General features: G+C 68.6%; 16 protein-coding genes and 1 riboswitch. Of the genes, 15 read left to right on the top strand and 1 reads right to left on the bottom strand.

The annotated features are described in order from the left end of the window. The first annotated feature begins 181 nt into the window (after positions 1-181). From AX730_RS14770 to AX730_RS14705, 14 genes are all read left to right on the top strand, one after another. Positions 182-667 (top strand): RcnB family protein, encoded by a 486-nt coding sequence (locus AX730_RS14770; protein ID WP_062357776.1) that lies wholly within the window; start codon positions 182-184, stop codon positions 665-667. Between the two features lie 121 nt (positions 668-788). Then, a complete protein-coding gene (glyA, locus tag AX730_RS14765; RefSeq protein ID WP_062357774.1) occupies positions 789-2,045 on the top strand; it encodes a serine hydroxymethyltransferase in 1,257 nt (418 codons plus the stop codon). A gap of 78 nt (positions 2,046-2,123) precedes the next feature. Continuing rightward, entirely contained in the window at positions 2,124-2,606 is a 483-nt protein-coding gene (locus AX730_RS14760) for a hypothetical protein (protein WP_157074273.1), read from the top strand. Position 2,607: 1 nt separating this feature from the next. Next, positions 2,608-3,144: a transcriptional regulator NrdR gene (gene nrdR / locus AX730_RS14755; protein ID WP_062357771.1), complete on the top strand. Its 537-nt coding sequence runs from the start codon at positions 2,608-2,610 to the stop codon at positions 3,142-3,144. Positions 3,145-3,147: 3 nt separating this feature from the next. After that, the gene (locus AX730_RS14750; protein WP_062357769.1) at positions 3,148-3,657 is read left to right on the top strand and encodes a GNAT family N-acetyltransferase; all 510 of its coding nucleotides are present in this window, start codon (positions 3,148-3,150) and stop codon (positions 3,655-3,657) included. Continuing rightward, positions 3,654-4,742: a hypothetical protein gene (locus tag AX730_RS14745; RefSeq protein WP_157074272.1), complete on the top strand. Its 1,089-nt coding sequence runs from the start codon at positions 3,654-3,656 to the stop codon at positions 4,740-4,742. The genes AX730_RS14750 and AX730_RS14745 overlap by 4 nt, the downstream gene beginning before the upstream one ends. 25 nt (positions 4,743-4,767) lie before the next feature. Continuing rightward, positions 4,768-5,826: a bifunctional diaminohydroxyphosphoribosylaminopyrimidine deaminase/5-amino-6-(5-phosphoribosylamino)uracil reductase RibD gene (gene ribD, locus AX730_RS14740; RefSeq protein ID WP_232310272.1), complete on the top strand. Its 1,059-nt coding sequence runs from the start codon at positions 4,768-4,770 to the stop codon at positions 5,824-5,826. A 9-nt stretch (positions 5,827-5,835) separates the two neighbouring features. After that, positions 5,836-6,603, top strand: coding sequence for a class I SAM-dependent methyltransferase (locus AX730_RS14735; RefSeq protein ID WP_062357766.1), 768 nt, complete (start codon positions 5,836-5,838; stop codon positions 6,601-6,603). 84 nt (positions 6,604-6,687) lie between these two features. After that, positions 6,688-6,833: riboswitch (FMN riboswitch) on the top strand. Positions 6,834-6,971: 138 nt separating this feature from the next. After that, entirely contained in the window at positions 6,972-7,574 is a 603-nt protein-coding gene (locus AX730_RS14730; protein WP_062357764.1) for a riboflavin synthase, read from the top strand. After that, positions 7,571-8,665 (top strand): 3,4-dihydroxy-2-butanone-4-phosphate synthase, encoded by a 1,095-nt coding sequence (ribB, locus tag AX730_RS14725; RefSeq protein WP_062357763.1) that lies wholly within the window; start codon positions 7,571-7,573, stop codon positions 8,663-8,665. Before AX730_RS14730 ends, ribB begins: the two co-directional genes overlap by 4 nt. Positions 8,666-8,728: 63 nt before the next feature. Next, the gene (gene ribH / locus AX730_RS14720; RefSeq protein WP_062357761.1) at positions 8,729-9,196 is read left to right on the top strand and encodes a 6,7-dimethyl-8-ribityllumazine synthase; all 468 of its coding nucleotides are present in this window, start codon (positions 8,729-8,731) and stop codon (positions 9,194-9,196) included. Positions 9,197-9,218: 22 nt separating this feature from the next. After that, positions 9,219-9,686, top strand: coding sequence for a transcription antitermination factor NusB (gene nusB / locus AX730_RS14715; protein ID WP_062357759.1), 468 nt, complete (start codon positions 9,219-9,221; stop codon positions 9,684-9,686). Between the two features lie 30 nt (positions 9,687-9,716). After that, positions 9,717-10,658 (top strand): thiamine-phosphate kinase, encoded by a 942-nt coding sequence (gene thiL, locus AX730_RS14710; protein WP_062357878.1) that lies wholly within the window; start codon positions 9,717-9,719, stop codon positions 10,656-10,658. Between the two features lie 144 nt (positions 10,659-10,802). Further along, entirely contained in the window at positions 10,803-12,383 is a 1,581-nt protein-coding gene (locus AX730_RS14705) for a CocE/NonD family hydrolase (RefSeq protein WP_062357758.1), read from the top strand. Positions 12,384-12,398: 15 nt separating this feature from the next. Here AX730_RS14705 and AX730_RS14700 read toward each other — a convergent pair whose 3' ends face one another. After that, the gene (locus tag AX730_RS14700; protein WP_062357757.1) at positions 12,399-13,775 is read right to left on the bottom strand and encodes an FAD-binding oxidoreductase; all 1,377 of its coding nucleotides are present in this window, start codon (positions 13,773-13,775) and stop codon (positions 12,399-12,401) included. 234 nt (positions 13,776-14,009) lie between these two features. On the opposite strand from AX730_RS14700, the gene AX730_RS14695 reads away from it, so the two are divergent. Beyond that, positions 14,010-15,416, top strand: a complete 1,407-nt coding sequence (locus AX730_RS14695) for an FAD/NAD(P)-binding protein (RefSeq protein ID WP_062357756.1) — start codon at positions 14,010-14,012, stop codon at positions 15,414-15,416.

The following is a 15,416-nucleotide window of genomic DNA, read 5'->3' as shown; positions in this document are numbered from 1 at the left end:
CCGGGACGGCGGGCGGGGAGGCACATGGGAAGGCGGCGATTATAGCCGCTCCCGCGGGACCGACCGCCCGCTGAATGCCGCAGACCGACATGGCGTTGACGTGGCCGTAACCGTTTTCCAGCCGGAATCGGTTCAGATGTGATCGGCATGATGGACTCACGTGCCACACAGAGGGGTTTCCATGAATACCAAGCGTCTTTTCCAGAGCATGGCCTGCGCCGTCCTGGCCTTCGCCGTCACCGCCCCCGTACTGGCGCGCGAGAACGATCATCGTGGACGCGATCGGGACCGTTCCAGTCACTACGATCGCCGTGATGACCGTCGGGACGATCGTCGCAATGACCACAACCGGCGGCAGGCATACGGCCACGGCTACAGCGAGGGCCGTCGGGATGACCGCCGCTACGACAATCGGCACTACGACGATCGCCGGTACTACGCGCCGCCGCGCGTCACGTACCGTCCCGCCCCCGGCTACCACCGGTGGGCCAAGGGGCAGCGGTACCGTGACTACTACGGCGGCCCGGTGTACGTAGTGAACGACTACAACCGTTACCAGGTGCGTCATCCTCCCCGGGGCTACCACTGGGTGCGCGACGACCGCGGCAACCTGCTGATGGTCGCCATCGCCACCGGCGTCATCGCGGACTTGATGCTGCGCCACTGAGCCAGTAGCCCCGATGCTCCGAAAAGCGCGCTCCGGCGCGCTTTTCCTTTTAAGCGCGGGGTGGCCGGGTGCAGGGCGGGCTACAATCGGCATCCCCGCCCTGCCATGCCCCGGAGACCCGATGTTCCCGCGCGACGCCCGCATCGAAACCTACGATCCCGAACTGGCCCAGGCCATCGCCCACGAGGCGCGCCGACAGGAGGATCACGTCGAGCTGATCGCCAGCGAGAACTACGCCAGCCCGCGCGTGCTGGAAGCCCAGGGCAGCGTGCTGACCAACAAGTACGCCGAAGGCTATCCGCACAAGCGCTATTACGGCGGCTGCGAGTACGTCGACGTGGCCGAGCAGCTGGCCATCGATCGCGTGAAGCAGCTGTTCGGCGCCGACTACGCCAACGTGCAGCCGCATTCCGGCTCGCAGGCCAACCAGGCCGTGTATTTCGCCCTGCTCCAGCCGGGCGACACCATCCTGGGCATGTCGCTGGCCCATGGCGGCCACCTGACCCACGGCGCCAAGGTGAATGCCTCGGGCAAGATCTTCAATGCCGTCCAGTACGGCGTGAACGACCAGGGCCTGATCGACTACGACGAAGTGGAAAAACTCGCGCTGGAACACAAGCCGAAAATGGTCGTGGCCGGTTTCTCGGCCTATTCGCAGGTTGTCGACTGGGCGCGCTTCCGCGCCATTGCCGACAAGGTCGGTGCCTACCTGTTCGTCGACATGGCGCATGTCGCCGGGCTGGTCGCGGCCGGCGTCTACCCGAACCCGCTGCCGCACGCGCACGTGGTCACCTCGACCACCCACAAGACGTTGCGCGGCCCGCGCGGCGGCATCATCGTGGCCAAGGGCGCGGGTGAAGAGATCGAGAAGAAGCTGCAGAGCATCGTCTTCCCGGGCATCCAGGGCGGTCCGCTGATGCACGTCATCGCGGCCAAGGCCGTGGCGTTCAAGGAAGCGCTTGAGCCTGGCTTCAAGGATTACCAGGCACAGGTCGTGAAGAACGCACAGGCGATGGCGAAGACGATCATCGCACGCGGTTACAAGATCGTGTCCGGTGGTACCGAGAACCACCTGATGCTGGTCGACATGATCGGCAAGGATGTCAGCGGCAAGGATGCGGAAGAAGCGCTGGGCAAGGCGCACATCACCGTCAACAAGAACTCCGTGCCGAATGACCCGCGCAAGCCTTTCGTGACCTCCGGCCTGCGCATCGGCACGCCCGCCGTCACCACGCGCGGCTACGGTGAGCAGGACTGCATCGACCTGGCCAACTGGATCTGCGACGTGCTGGATGCGCCGAGCGACGAGGCCGTGCTGGCGAAGGTGCGTGATGCTGTCACTGCGCAGTGCCGGAAGTACCCGGTCTACGGCAGCTGACCCGGGAGCGGGCAGAGCGTGCGAACTCGCGAGCGCCATTCGGCATGGGAGGCAACCGTCATGCGGTCGATAACGTTGGTGCTGTTCGTGATGGCGTTCGCGTGCGGCTCTGCGGCGGCTGGTGAGGTGCCGCCTAAAGAACCCGTGTTCTCCGCGCCTCCGGACTACATGGACGCTGTGCCCGAAGGCTTCTTCCCTTGCCGGAAGGGCTTGGAGCCACAGATGACGCATGCCGAGTTCCGGAAGTTCGCCTTCCGCAACGAAGTCTGGCCTCAGGAGGATGGCGTGGATCTGTCACGTGCCTCATGGTCTGCGGGCCGTGTCATTCATGCGCCCCGCGTCGACTTCGGGTTTGCGGGCAAGGCGAGGCGTGGTTTCAAGGCTCAAGCCTATGTATTGGTGGATGGCGAGGGACGGATCCTAGATAAAGTGGTGACCTGCAGCACGGCGCCCGCCTACAACGCCCAGTTGATGGCCCTTTTGGATGGATTCCGTTTCGAGCCGTCGCGCTACAGGGGTCGGGGTCTCACCACGTTGATGCCCGTGGAGTTCGGGGGCTGACATGCACTGCCCCTTCTGCCAGCACACTGACACCCGCGTCATCGATTCGCGCGTCTCTGAAGACGGCGCGACGATCCGGCGCCGTCGCGAGTGCGAGGCCTGCGGGGAGCGCTTCTCGACGCTGGAAAACATCGAGATCAAGCTGCCGGCGGTCATCAAGGGCGATGGACGTCGGGATACCTTCGATGCACGCAAGCTGCGTGCCGGCTTCGACCGTGCGCTGCAGAAGCGTCCGGTGTCGGAAGAACAGATCGAGGCCGCCGTGCGTGCGGTGATCCATGCGATTCGCATGAGCGGCGAACGCGAAATAGCCTCGCGCAAGATCGGGGAACTGGTGATGGGCGAACTGCGCAAGCTCGACCACGTCGGCTACGTCCGCTTCGCCTCGGTCTACCGCAGCTTTGAGGACGTGGCCGATTTCCGCGAGGAAATCGAGAAGCTCGAGCGAGAGTTGCCCGCCGGCGCCGGCCAGCTGTCCCTGTTGGGTGGGGACGTCGTGGCCTTCGACAAGCACGCGGACAAGAACAAGAAGCGCTGAGCCGTGCGCATCGACGCGATCGGGCGGCACCCCGCGTGCATCGAGCCGCTTGCCCGCTGGCATCACCGGGAATGGGGCGCGCTGTACGACGACTGGACCCTGGACGTCGCGACCGAAGAATTGGCTGACCACGCCATGCGCACGTCGCTTCCGACCACGCTGCTGCTGATGGACGATGGCCACCTGCTGGGCTCGGTCAGCCTGCTGATCGAAGACGCGCCCGCCCTGCAGGATCGCGGCAGTCCCTGGTTGGGTAGCCTGTTCGTGCTGCCTGATGCGCGTGGTCGCGGTGGCGGTCGGATCCTGGTGGACGCCGCCGTTGCGCATGCGGCGCGCGAAGGCGTCGCCTTGTTACGCCTGTTCACGCTGTGGCACGAGGATTTCTATGCGTCCCTTGGGTGGCGGTTTGAGGAGCGCACCTCCCTGCACGGCACGCCGGTGGTCATCATGTCGATCACGCCCGCGCAGCGCGTGGCGCATACTCTCGCGCTCGATACCGGAAGCGCCACATGACACCCCACGTGGAAGCGCTGGCGCTGTCCGCCCTGCTGCTGGCCACTCCCGCGAGCGCGCGCGCCGCCGACGATCTCGCCGGCCATTACTACCTCAACGGCGTGAGGGAAGTGGGCTCTGAGCTGCTGCTCAAGCCGGAGGGGCGCTTCCAGTGGTACCTGAGCTATGGAGCGATGGACCAGCAGGCCGAAGGGGCATGGAAGCGGGCGGGTGACAAGGTGGTGCTGCGCACCGACCCGGTCCCCGAAGGCAAGGGATGGGCGTACGTGAAGGAAGCCCGCGACTGGGATGCCGCGGCGGAGTATTCGTGGCGGCGCCAGAGGCATGAGGCGACGTTGGCCGAGATCAGTGCACGATGCCCGTTCCTGCAAGGCGCGTCGGCCCCTGCCGCCATGCCACTCGTGGCAGGAGACGGAGAGATCGACGAGGCCGCGCTGCGTCGCGAGGTCGCCGCACAGCAGGCGCGGCTGGCCGCGTCCGTGCGGCGCGCCGAAGAGACGGCGGCGGCTGCGATGTCGGCGGAAGGCGCCGCGCAATCGGCGGCGATGCAGGTGGCGACCCAGGCGATGGCCGACTACTGGCGCGAGCAGTACGCGCTGAAAGACCTGTACTGGAAGCTGCCCGAGCCGCCGCCGCGCTACGCCACACTCTCGCTGCCGGCCGAATGCATCGCCCCGTCCGAACCGGTGCGCGACAGCGATCCAGCGGACTGGCAGCCGCGTGCGGCGGTGCTCGTGCACGACGATGACCAGGGTGCGTATTTCAACGGCGTCGCGGTGACCTTCATCTACGCTGATGGACGCGAGGAGCCGGTGACCACGCGCGCGGGTGGCTATGCCTTCGCCGCCGATGCTGGCGCAATGCCCGTGGCGATCGCGCTTGGCATCGAACGGGCGATGGAGGCGGGCGTGCCCGTGCTGCGCCTGGAAGTGGCGGAGAACGCGCGTCCGCTGATGCAGGTTGAACTCGAAACCCAGGTGTTGAGCGGTCCCGCATTCGAGCAGATGGAACTGCGGATCGATGCCGGCTGGCTGATCCCCACGTGGCCCGATGGCGATGAACGAGGGCGCTATTCCCGTGACTGACTTTTCCGCGTTTGACCATGCCTGCATGGCGCGCGCGCTGCGCCTGGCCGAGCGTGGCGCGTACACCACGCGTCCGAATCCGATGGTGGGCTGCGTGATCGTGCACGGCGACGAAATCGTCGGCGAGGGCTGGCACCGCAAGGCTGGCGAGCCCCATGCCGAGGTGTTCGCGCTGCAGGCCGCAGGCGATCGCGCGCAGGGCGCGACCGCGTACGTCACGCTGGAGCCCTGTGCGCATACCGGACGCACAGGGCCATGCGCCGAGGCCCTCGTTGCTGCGGGTGTCGTTCGCGTGGTTGCGGCGATGCGCGATCCGTTCCCGCAGGTCGATGGCGCGGGCTTCGACCGGCTGCGCGCGGCCGGCATCGCCGTGCAGTCGGGATTGATGGAAGCGCAGGCGCGCCGGTTGAATCGCGGATTCCTCTCGCGCATCGAACGCGGACGACCGTGGATGCGGGTGAAGCTGGCCACCAGCCTTGACGGCCGCACCGCGATGGCGAACGGCGACTCGAAGTGGATCAGCGGCGACGCATCGCGCCGTGACGTGATGCGCTGGCGCGCGCGCGCCGGCGCCATCCTGACCGGTGCCGGTACGGTGCTGGCCGACGATCCGTCGCTGACGGTGCGGTTTGGCGACGACACGGCGTTCGAGCCGCCGCTGCGCGTGGTGCTCGATCCCGGCCTGGCCACCGTCGCGCGCGGCAACGTGCGCCAGGGCGAAGCGCCGACGCTCTATATCCATACCGCCGATGCAAAGCCGCCGCGCGATGTCGATGTGCAGCGCGCGATCGCGCCGGCGATCGGCAGCAATTTCGATCTGAAGGCCGTGCTGGAACTGCTGGCCACGCGTGGCATCAACGAAGTCCATGCCGAAGCCGGCGCCACCTTGGCGGGCGCATTCCTGGCCACGGGCCTGGCCGACGAAGTGCTGCTGTACGTCGCGCCGGTGTTGCTGGGCGACCAGGCGCGACCGCTCTTCGGTGGCCTGGGCATCCAGGCGATGGCCGACCGGCTGAAGCTGGAGATTGTGGACAGTCGCATGATTGGCGAAGATCAGCGCCTTCTGCTGCAACCTGCCCGCTGACCGCACGCCATGGCTGCCTTCAAGGATCATTTTTCCGGCGTCGCCGACGTCTACCTCGCCTCGCGCCCCACGTATCCGGACGCGCTCTACGACGTGATCGCGTCGGTCGTGCCGGCCACCGCGCAGGTCTGGGAGCCCGGGTGCGGCAGTGGCCAGGCGACGCGCGGGCTGGCCGCACGCTTCGCCCATGTGCACGCGACGGATCCCAGCGCCGCGCAGATCGCGCGCCATTGGGCGCAGGGCGGGGACGGCATCAACGTCAGCCTGGCGACCGAGCCGGCCGAAACGACGGCGCTGGCGGACCACAGCGTCGACCTCGTCGCCGTCGCGCAGGCCTTGCACTGGTTCGACCGTTACCGCTTCTTCGACACCTGCGAACGCGTGCTGCGCCCGGGCGGCGTGCTGGCCGCCTGGACCTACCAGGACATCATTTTCGAGGACGACCTGGCCGAGGTGGCCGAGAAGGTCCGCGACGACATCGACCCGTACTGGCCGCCCGAGCGCGCCGACGTGGACATGGGCTATGGCGACTATGTATGGCCGTTCGACGTCATCCCGACACCGCGGTTGTGGCTGACCGCCGAGTGGAACCTGCCCACGCTGCTGGGCTACTTCGGCAGCCTGTCGGCGACCGGCAGTTATCGCGCCGCCACCGGCGAAGATCCCGTTTACGCCCACACGCCGGCACTGGCCGAGGTCTGGGGCGATCCGCAGCGGGCGCGCACCATGCGCTGGCCGCTGATCCTGCACCTGCGCCGCAAGCCTGCCGAGGCCTGATCTCCCGGCGGAACGCAGCGTTCGGGGCTCGTCCGGAAAGGCGAGGTGTAGAATGCGCCGGCCGGTTCGCCGGTACACCACCAACGACGTCTTCAGGGCGGGGCGAGATTCCCCACCGGCGGTAGGTCGCCCAGCGACAAGCCCGCGAGCGCCTTCGGCCTGCCGGAGGGTCAGCAGATCCGGTCCGATGCCGGAGCCGACGGTCATAGTCCGGATGAAAGAAGACGGCACCGCCGAACCGCGCGCCAGCGTGGTGCCGTGCGCCTGCCTTCGCGCCCGGAGGCGTCTTCGCTTCGTTACCGCGAGAGACGTCCCATGTCCCAGCTCTTTTCCGCCATCCGTGTCGTCCCTCGTCCGGAGGTGCACTGATGTTCACCGGCATCATCGAGGGCGTCGGCCGCATCGCCGCGCTGGAATCCGTGGGCGGTGACGTCCGCCTGACCGTGGCCGTCGGCTCGCTGCCGTTCGACGCCGTGCAACGGGGCGAGAGCATCGCGGTGAACGGTGTGTGCCTGACCGTGATCGCGTTCGACGCTGGCAGCTTCCAGGCCGACGCCTCCACCGAGACGCTGTCGCTGACCACCCTGGGTGGCCTGAAGGAAGCTGCGGTCGTGAACCTGGAGCGCGCGATGCGCCCGACCGATCGCCTGGGCGGACATCTGGTCAGCGGTCACGTGGATGGCGTGGGTCGCGTGCTGTCCGTACACGACGATGCGCGCGCGCAGCGCTGGCGTTTCGCCGCGCCGGTGGCGCTGCTGAAGTACATCGCCAAGAAGGGGTCGATCTGCGTGGATGGCGTCAGCCTCACCGTCAACGAGGTCGATGCCGAAGGCTTCGAGGTCGCGCTGATTCCCCACACCGTCGCGAACACGGCATTCGCCGCCACCGCGGTCGGCGATGCGGTGAACCTGGAGATCGACCTGGTGGCGCGCTATGTCGAGCGCCTGCTGGGCGAGAGGAACGGCGCATGAACTTCGCCCCGATTCCCGAGCTGCTGGAAGAGATCCGCCAGGGCCGCATGGTCGTCATCGTCGACGACGAGGACCGCGAAAACGAAGGCGACCTGATCATGGCCGCCGAGCTGGTCAAGCCATCGGACATCAACTTCATGGTCACGCACGCCCGCGGCCTGGTCTGCCTGTCGCTGACGCGCGAGCGCTGCACGCAGCTGGGCCTGGCGCCGATGGTGCAGACCAACACCGCGCAGTTCCACACCAATTTCACGGTCAGCATCGAGGCGGCCGAGGGCGTCACCACCGGCATTTCCGCCTACGACCGCGCGCACACCGTGCGCACCGCGGTGCGGCCGGATGCGAAGCCGACCGACCTCAGCCAGCCCGGGCACATCTTCCCGCTGATCGCCCAGCCGGGCGGCGTGCTGACGCGCGCTGGCCATACCGAAGCGGCCAGCGACCTGCCGCTGCTGGCCGGGCTGGAGCCGGCGGGCGTGCTGGTGGAAGTGCTGAATCCCGATGGCAGCATGGCGCGGCGCCCGCAACTGGAAGTGTTCGCGCGCGAGCACGGCCTGAAGATGGGCTCCATCGCCGACCTGATCGCCTACCGGCTGGCGACCGAGCACACGGTCGAGCGCATCGATGCGCGCGATATCGAGACGGAGTTCGGCCCGTTCCAACTGGTCACCTACCGCGACCGCATCGCGCACGACCTGCACTTCGCGCTGGTTCGCGGTACGCCGGACAAGGCCACGCCCACGCTGGTGCGCGTGCAGGTCGAGAACCCGTTGAGTGACCTGTTGCACTGGCGGCGCGACGATTTCGGCGTGCACGCCACCGATGCATTGCGCGCCATCGCGGCGGAAGGGCAGGGCGTGATGGTGGTGCTGGCCGAACCTCGTAGCGCGGATGCGCTGTTGGCTCGCCTGCGCAAGCAACCCGAGGTACAGGCCAATGCCAAGGATGTGGGGCAGTGGCGCCGCAACGGTGCCGGCGCGCAGATCCTGGCCGACCTTGGCCTCGGCCAGCTGCGGGTGCTGGGTACGCCGCGCCGGCAGGTCGGCCTGGCCGGCTTCGGCCTGGACGTGGTCGAGTACGTCCAGCCCTGAGTCTTCCGGCAGACCGGCCGGTCGCCCCGGCTGGTAGACTTCCCCACCCCCAAGGAACCCGCCATGTCCCACTTCGAAGGCGATCTGCGCGCGCCCGTCGGCGCCCGCTTTGCGATCATCGCGAGCCGCTGGAATCCGCGCATCACCGATGTGCTGGTGGCTGGCGCGCGGCAGAGCTTGGCCGGCAACGGCGTGGGCGAGGACGCGATCGACGTGGTGCGGGTACCCGGCGCGTGGGAGATCCCGCTGGTCGCGGCGCGCCTGGCGGCGGCCGGCGATCACGCGGCGCTGATTACCCTGGGCTGCGTGATCCGCGGCGACACCCGCCACTATGAGCATGTCGCCGACCGTTGCGCCGAAGGCCTGATGCGCGTGCAGCTGGACACCGGCGTGCCGGTGCTGAACGGCGTGCTGGCGGTGGAACGCATCGAAGATGCGGAAGCCCGTGCCGGCGGCAGTCATGGCAACAAGGGCGAGGAAGCCGCGCTGGCCGCCATCGAGATGGCCCAGCTGCTGGAACAGTTGCCGTAACCCAAGAATTGCAGGAGCTGACGTGAGCCGACAACAACATCCCCAGCGCAAGGACGGCGTCGATCCGGTCACGCGCGCCCGCGCGCGCCGCCGTGCGCTGCAGGCCGTCTACGCGTGGCAGATGTCGGGCGGCGAAGTGGGCCAGGTGATCGCGCAATTCGCGCATGAGCAGGCGCACGAGATCGCCGATCTCGAGTACTTCGAAGACCTGGTGCGCGGCGTCGTCCGGCATCGTGCCTCGCTCGACGAAGCCCTGCTGCCGTTCCTCGACCGCACGGTGGAGGAAGTCGATCCCATCGAGCGCGCCGTGCTGCGCATCGCCGCCTACGAACTGATCCATCGCCTCGACGTGCCGTACCGCGTGGTGTTGAACGAAGCGATCGAGACCGCCAAGCGCTTCGGCTCCGAACACGGGCACACCTACATCAATGGCGTGCTCGACCACGCTGCCGTCGAGTGGCGTCCCGCCGAGGCGCAGGCGCGGCGCTGATACATCGGCGCGGTGGTTCGCGATATGGGCATCGGCGAATTCGACCTGATCGCGCGCATCCGCGCACGTGCGGGCACGCGCGGGGACATCGTGCTCGGCATCGGCGACGATGCCGCGCTGCTGGCGCCGCCGCCCGGCCGGCATCTGGTGGTTACCGCCGACACCTTGAACGACGGCGTCCATTTCCCGCATGGCACGTCGCCGGCCGACATCGGCTGGAAGGCGTTGGCCGTGAACCTGTCCGACCTCGCGTCGATGGGCGCCGACCCTGCCTGGTGCACGCTCTCGCTGTCGTTGCCGCAATCCGATGCCGTGTGGATCGATGGTTTCCTGGATGGCTTCCTCTCTCTCGCGGAGCGCCACGGCCTCGCGCTGGTCGGCGGCGACACCACGCGCGGTCCGCTGTCGTTGTCGGTCACCGCGATGGGTTTTGTGGCGGCGGGCGGCGCGCTGCGCCGAGATGGCGCGCGGGTCGGTGACGACGTGTGGGTGACCGGCACGCTCGGCGACGCAGCGGGTGCGCTGGCGCTGCTGGAACGCGATCCGACCCACGTGTTGCGCGCGCGCCTGGACCGGCCCACGCCGCGCGTGAGTGCGGGTCTCGCGCTGGTCGGTCTGGCGAACGCCTGCGTCGACGTGTCCGACGGCCTGCTGGCCGACCTGGGCCACGTCTGCGCGCGCAGCGGCGTCGGCGCCCAGGTCGAGATGCAGGCGTTGCCCGCTTCGGACGACCTGCGAGGGTCGTTCGACGACATCGAACGCGCGGCGCTGCAGGCCAGCGGCGGCGACGACTACGAACTGTGTTTCACCGCGGAGGTGTCGTCGCGTGACGCCATCGCGCGACTCGCGTCTTCGTTCGATCTGCGCATCACCCGCATCGGCCGCATCACCGGCGGTGACGGCGTCATTGCCGTGGATGCGGCAGGTGCGCCCTGGCGGCCGCCGCGCACGGGCTACGACCACTTCGGCTGACCGTCCGACTCCGCGCTGCAGCGCAGCGTGGCCAAGCCCATACCTGATGGTATGGTCGCTGCGCTCGTTCCCCCCCGACGGGTTCCATCGCATCGCTTTCCCGCCCGGCCGTCCGGCCCGGCGACGCCTGTGAGGAGCCTTCGCATGACCCGATCCGTCTGTCGCGGCCTGCTGGCCGTCGTGTTGCTGGTGTTCTCCTCGGTGGCCTTCGCCGCCGGCTACAGCAAGACCTACGAACGCATCCGCAGTTGGGACGGCACCGAACTCGGTGCGCTGGTGCTGGTGCCGCAGGGCCAGGGCAGCGGCCCGTTCCCGCTGATCGTGATGCCCGCGAGCTGGGCGTTGCCCAACCTGGAATATGTCGGCCGCGCCAGCCAGCTCGCATCGAACGGCTATGTCGTCGTCAGCTACACGTCGCGCGGCTTCTGGGACTCGGCAGGACAGATCGACATCGCCGGGCCGGCGACGGTGGAGGACCTCAGCGCGGTCATCGACTGGGCGCTGGCCAACACGCCGGCGAATCCGAATGCGATTGGCGCGTCCGGCATTTCCTACGGCGCAGGCACCAGCCTGCTGGCGGCGGCGCGCGATCCTCGCATCAAAGCGGTGGCGGCGCTCAGCGGCTGGGCGAACCTGGAAACCTCGCTCTACGCGAACCAGACCGTCAGCGAGCAGGGCGTGACCCTGCTGGTCGCTGCGGGCGTGGCGACCGGCCGTCCGGGACCGGACCTGGCGCGGATCACCGCGCGCGCGGTGATCGGCGATTTCGACGGCGCCGTGCAGGGCTTCCTGCCGCAGGCGACCAGCCGCGGCGTGGCGCACGAAGTGGAGGCGCTGAATCGCCAGGGCACGGCGGTGTTGCTCGCCAACGCATTCAACGACGGCCTGTTCCCGCCAAACCAGTACGTGGACTTCTACAACCGCCTGCGCGGCCCCAAGCAGTTGATCTTCAGCCAGGGCGACCACGCCACCGCGGAACTGCCGGGTGCGCTGGGCCTGCCGAACCAGGTCTACGACGCGACGACGCGCTGGTTCGACCGGCATCTCAAGGGCCGGATGACCGGCGTGGATGGCGAAGCCGCGGTACGCCTCGCCACGCGCGAAGGCCGCTGGCTGTCGTACGCGGACTGGAACGCGGTGCAGGCCGCGTCCACCGAGTACGGACTGGCGGCGCCCACCGGCTGGCTCGCACCCACGGGTGCGCTGGTGAGCGGCGTGTCGACGGGCTGGAGCCATCGCATCGCCACCGGTGTGCCGACGGTTGCCGATTCCGGTGTGGTCCTGCTCAGTGGATTGCTGCAGGGGCTCGGCGCACCGACGACCGCGTCGGTGCCGTTGGTGAATCGCGCCGGCGCCGGCGTATGGGTGGGTCCGGCGATGGCGGGCGAGCGTACGCTGGCCGGATCGTCGGCGCTGCGCGTGACGGCGACGCCCAGCCAGCGCAACGTCACCCTGATCGCCTACCTCTACAGCATGGATGCGTGGGGCATCGGCACGCTGATCACGCACAAGCCCTACAGCCTGCGCGGTGCCGTGGCCGGCCAGGCACGCACGATCGAGGTGACGCTTGAGGCGAACGCGGCGCGTGTTCCCGCCGGCCATCGCCTGGTGCTGGTGATCGACACCCACGATCCGCGCTACACGGAAGCGGCAGGGCTGGGCGGCACAGTGACGTTCTCGTCGCCCGCCGGTGCGCCGTCGCGACTGCGCGTGCCATTGCGCTGACGACGTCAGGCGCCGTCAGGGCGGCAGCAGCTTGCCCGGATTGAGGATGCCGTCCGGGTCGAGCGCCGCCTTGATGGCACGCATCGTCGACAACGTGGACGGTGAGAACGCATCGGCCATGTAGTCGCGCTTGCTCAGGCCGATGCCATGTTCGCCCGACAACGTGCCGCCGAGCGCGATCACCCGTGCGAATAGATTGGGCAGCGCGGCGTGCGCCCGCGCGGTTTCATCCGCATCGCCATCGTCGTACATGATGTTGACATGCAGGTTGCCGTTGCCGGCGTGGCCGAACACCACGATCGGCAGCGCGGCTTCGATGGCGAGCACTTCCATCGCGGCGACGAGATCCGGGATGCGCGAGACCGGCACGACCACATCCTCGTTGATCTTGCCGGGCTTGATCGTGCGCAATGCCGGCGACAAGGCGCGTCGTGCCGCCCACAACCGGTCGCGCGCGCTGCCGTCGGTGGCGACGTCCAGCGAGAGCATGCCGTCGCCTTCCGCCGCTTCCGCCAATGCGTGCAAGGCGGAAGGCAGGGTGTCGTCGTCGCCATCGGCTTCGACCAGCAGCATGGCGCCGGCGTCGGGCACGTCGCTGCCGTTGCGGCGTATCAGTGCAATGGCACTGCGATCCATGAACTCGAGCATCGCCGGCGTCGCCGGGCGCGTCATGATCCTCGACACCGCCGCGGCCGCGGTCGCGGCATCGCGATACAGCACGCGCAGTCCGGCTTGCGCGCGCGGCCGCGGCGCGAGTTTCAGTGTGGCTTCGACGATCAGCGCCAGCGTGCCTTCGCTGCCGACGATCAAATGCGTGAGGTCGTAGCCGGTCGCGTCCTTCGTGTACGCGCCACCGCAGCGGATCAGCTCGCCCGTCCCGGTCACGGCGACCAGTCCCAGCACGTTGTCGCGCGCGGTGCCGTACTTCACCGCGCGCGGGCCGCCGGCATTGGTGGCGAGATTGCCGCCGACGCTGCAGGCATCGGCACTGGAAGGATCCGGTGGCCAGAACAGGCCGTGCGGCGCGAGCGCCTGTTGCAGTTCGCCATTCAACACGCCTGGCTGTACGACCACGCAGCGGTCTGCTGCACGGATGTCGACGATCCGGTCCATGCGCGTGAACGACACCACCACGCCACCCTGCGTCGGTACGGCGGCGCCGGTCGTGCCGGTGCCTGCGCCGCGCGCGACGATCGGCACGCGATGCGCACGGCAGGCGCGTACCAGCGCGACGACATCGTCCTGCGTCTGCGGCAGCGCGACCGCTGCCGGCATTGCCCATCGCCGCGAGTCGTCGCCACCGAATGGACGGCACGCATCACCGGTCAGCCAGCCGTCGCCGAGGCGGATCGACATCGCGTCATGCAGCGCACGGGGCATTGTTCCATCCATGCGGGCATTGTACGGCTCGGGTGCGCGCTGTTCTGCACTGATGTTGCGCCGGCATGTAGTAATGCCGGATCGCCATGTTCATGCGCGATGCCGTGTCAGTACCCGCAAATCAACGTCTTCGCGCGCAACGCGATCATCAGGTCGCTAACCGACGGGATGCGCTAACCGATTCCTTACATCCGCAGGGTCGGCGGCTGTTAGAAATCGCCCGGCCGAACCGACCGGAGGACATACATGCGCATCACCATCGTGGGAGCGGGTTTCAGCGGCAGCGTGCTGGCGACACAACTGGCCGCGACTGAAGAAGGCGCGCCGGAGATCTGCCTGGTGGGTGTGGGCGATACCTTTGCGCGCGGCGTGGCTTACGGGCAGGCACGCCCGGAACACCTGTTGAACGTGCGCGCGGGTCAACTGGGTGCGCGTCCCGACGCGCCGGACGACTTCGCCACGTGGCTCAGCCTCGGGCCGCGCGGCCGAGACGAGTTCCTGCCGCGCGTCGCCTATGGCGACTATCTCGCCGAACGCTTGCGCGAAGCGCACGAAGCGGCCGGCAACCTGTCGCTGGTGCGGCAGGAGGCCATTGCGATCAGTCGCGTGGGCGAAGGCTATCGCGTGCACCTGGATGATGGTGGCTACTTCGCCAGCGATCGCGTGGTGCTGGCGCTCGGCGCGCTGCCGCCGCAGCGACTGGCCGGCATCGGGCCGCGGCTCGCGCAGAGCCAGCGCTACATCGGCTGGCCGTGGCAGGACGATGCGCTGGAGCGCATCGAGGCCGATGCGCGCGTGCTGATCGTCGGGACCGGGCTGACCATGGCGGACGTGGTGTCGACGCTGGTCGCGCGTGGGCATCGTGGCCGGCTGACCGCCATCTCGCGTCATGGGTTGTTGCCACGTCCGCACGCCGCGGTACCGGGGCCGACGATCGAACTGGCGCCGAGCGTGCGCCAGGCGCTGGGTGGACGCGACATACGCAGATTGGTGGCTGCGGTGCGCTCGCTGGTGCACGTGGCGCCGGACTGGCGCAGCGTGGTGGATGGGTTGCGACCACACACGCAGGCGTTCTGGCGCAGCCTGCCGGAGGCCCAGCGTGCGCGCTTCCTCCGTCATGTGCGCTCGCATTGGGAAGTGGCGCGGCACCGCATCGCGCCACGCGTGGCCGAGGTGCTGGACACCGCGCAGGCAAGCGGGCAACTGCAGGTGCGTGCAGCGCGGCTGCTGCGTGCCGGCCTGCGGGCACAGGGAGCGGAGGTGCTGTCGCGTGGCCGAGGCCGGCAGCAGGCCGACGTGGCGCAATACGATTACGTGATCCGCGCCACCGGCCTGGACACCGACATCGTGCGTACCACGCACCCGCTGGTATCGCATCTGGTCGACGCCGGCTTGATCGTGCCGGACCGGCACGGCCTGGGCATGGAGGTCGGCGACGACCTGCAGGTGCGCGACCGTCATGGCGCGCCGGTGCCTGGACTCTATTGCCTGGGCCCGCTGCTGCGCGGCCACGCGTGGGAAATCACCGCCGTCCCCGAACTGCGCACGGCGGCGGCGGGGCTGGCGACCACGCTGCGTGCACGGACCTCAACCACGGTGCGGGGAAATGGCGAAGGCCTGGCGCGCGAACTGCTGTTGTCGGCCGGGCTGTAG

Origin of the sequence: Pseudoxanthomonas mexicana, from assembly GCF_001556105.1 — a bacterium.
GTDB lineage: Bacteria > Pseudomonadota > Gammaproteobacteria > Xanthomonadales > Xanthomonadaceae > Pseudoxanthomonas_A > Pseudoxanthomonas_A mexicana_A.
This window is presented reverse-complemented; position numbering and strand designations above follow the sequence as displayed.

Bases quoted from the DNA above. Each gene is read 5' to 3' on its own strand.
- AX730_RS14770 (WP_062357776.1), top strand. From the start codon at position 182: ATGAATACCAAGCGTCTTTTCCAGAGCATGGCCTGCGCCGTCCTGGCC.
- glyA (WP_062357774.1), top strand. From the start codon at position 789: ATGTTCCCGCGCGACGCCCGCATCGAAACCTACGATCCCGAACTGGCC.
- nrdR (WP_062357771.1), top strand. From the start codon at position 2,608: ATGCACTGCCCCTTCTGCCAGCACACTGACACCCGCGTCATCGATTCG.
- AX730_RS14745 (WP_157074272.1), top strand. From the start codon at position 3,654: ATGACACCCCACGTGGAAGCGCTGGCGCTGTCCGCCCTGCTGCTGGCC.
- ribD (WP_232310272.1), top strand. From the start codon at position 4,768: ATGGCGCGCGCGCTGCGCCTGGCCGAGCGTGGCGCGTACACCACGCGT.
- AX730_RS14735 (WP_062357766.1), top strand. From the start codon at position 5,836: ATGGCTGCCTTCAAGGATCATTTTTCCGGCGTCGCCGACGTCTACCTC.
- AX730_RS14730 (WP_062357764.1), top strand. From the start codon at position 6,972: ATGTTCACCGGCATCATCGAGGGCGTCGGCCGCATCGCCGCGCTGGAA.
- ribB (WP_062357763.1), top strand. From the start codon at position 7,571: ATGAACTTCGCCCCGATTCCCGAGCTGCTGGAAGAGATCCGCCAGGGC.
- ribH (WP_062357761.1), top strand. From the start codon at position 8,729: ATGTCCCACTTCGAAGGCGATCTGCGCGCGCCCGTCGGCGCCCGCTTT.
- AX730_RS14705 (WP_062357758.1), top strand. From the start codon at position 10,803: ATGACCCGATCCGTCTGTCGCGGCCTGCTGGCCGTCGTGTTGCTGGTG.
- AX730_RS14700 (WP_062357757.1), bottom strand. From the start codon at position 13,775: ATGGATGGAACAATGCCCCGTGCGCTGCATGACGCGATGTCGATCCGC.
- AX730_RS14695 (WP_062357756.1), top strand. From the start codon at position 14,010: ATGCGCATCACCATCGTGGGAGCGGGTTTCAGCGGCAGCGTGCTGGCG.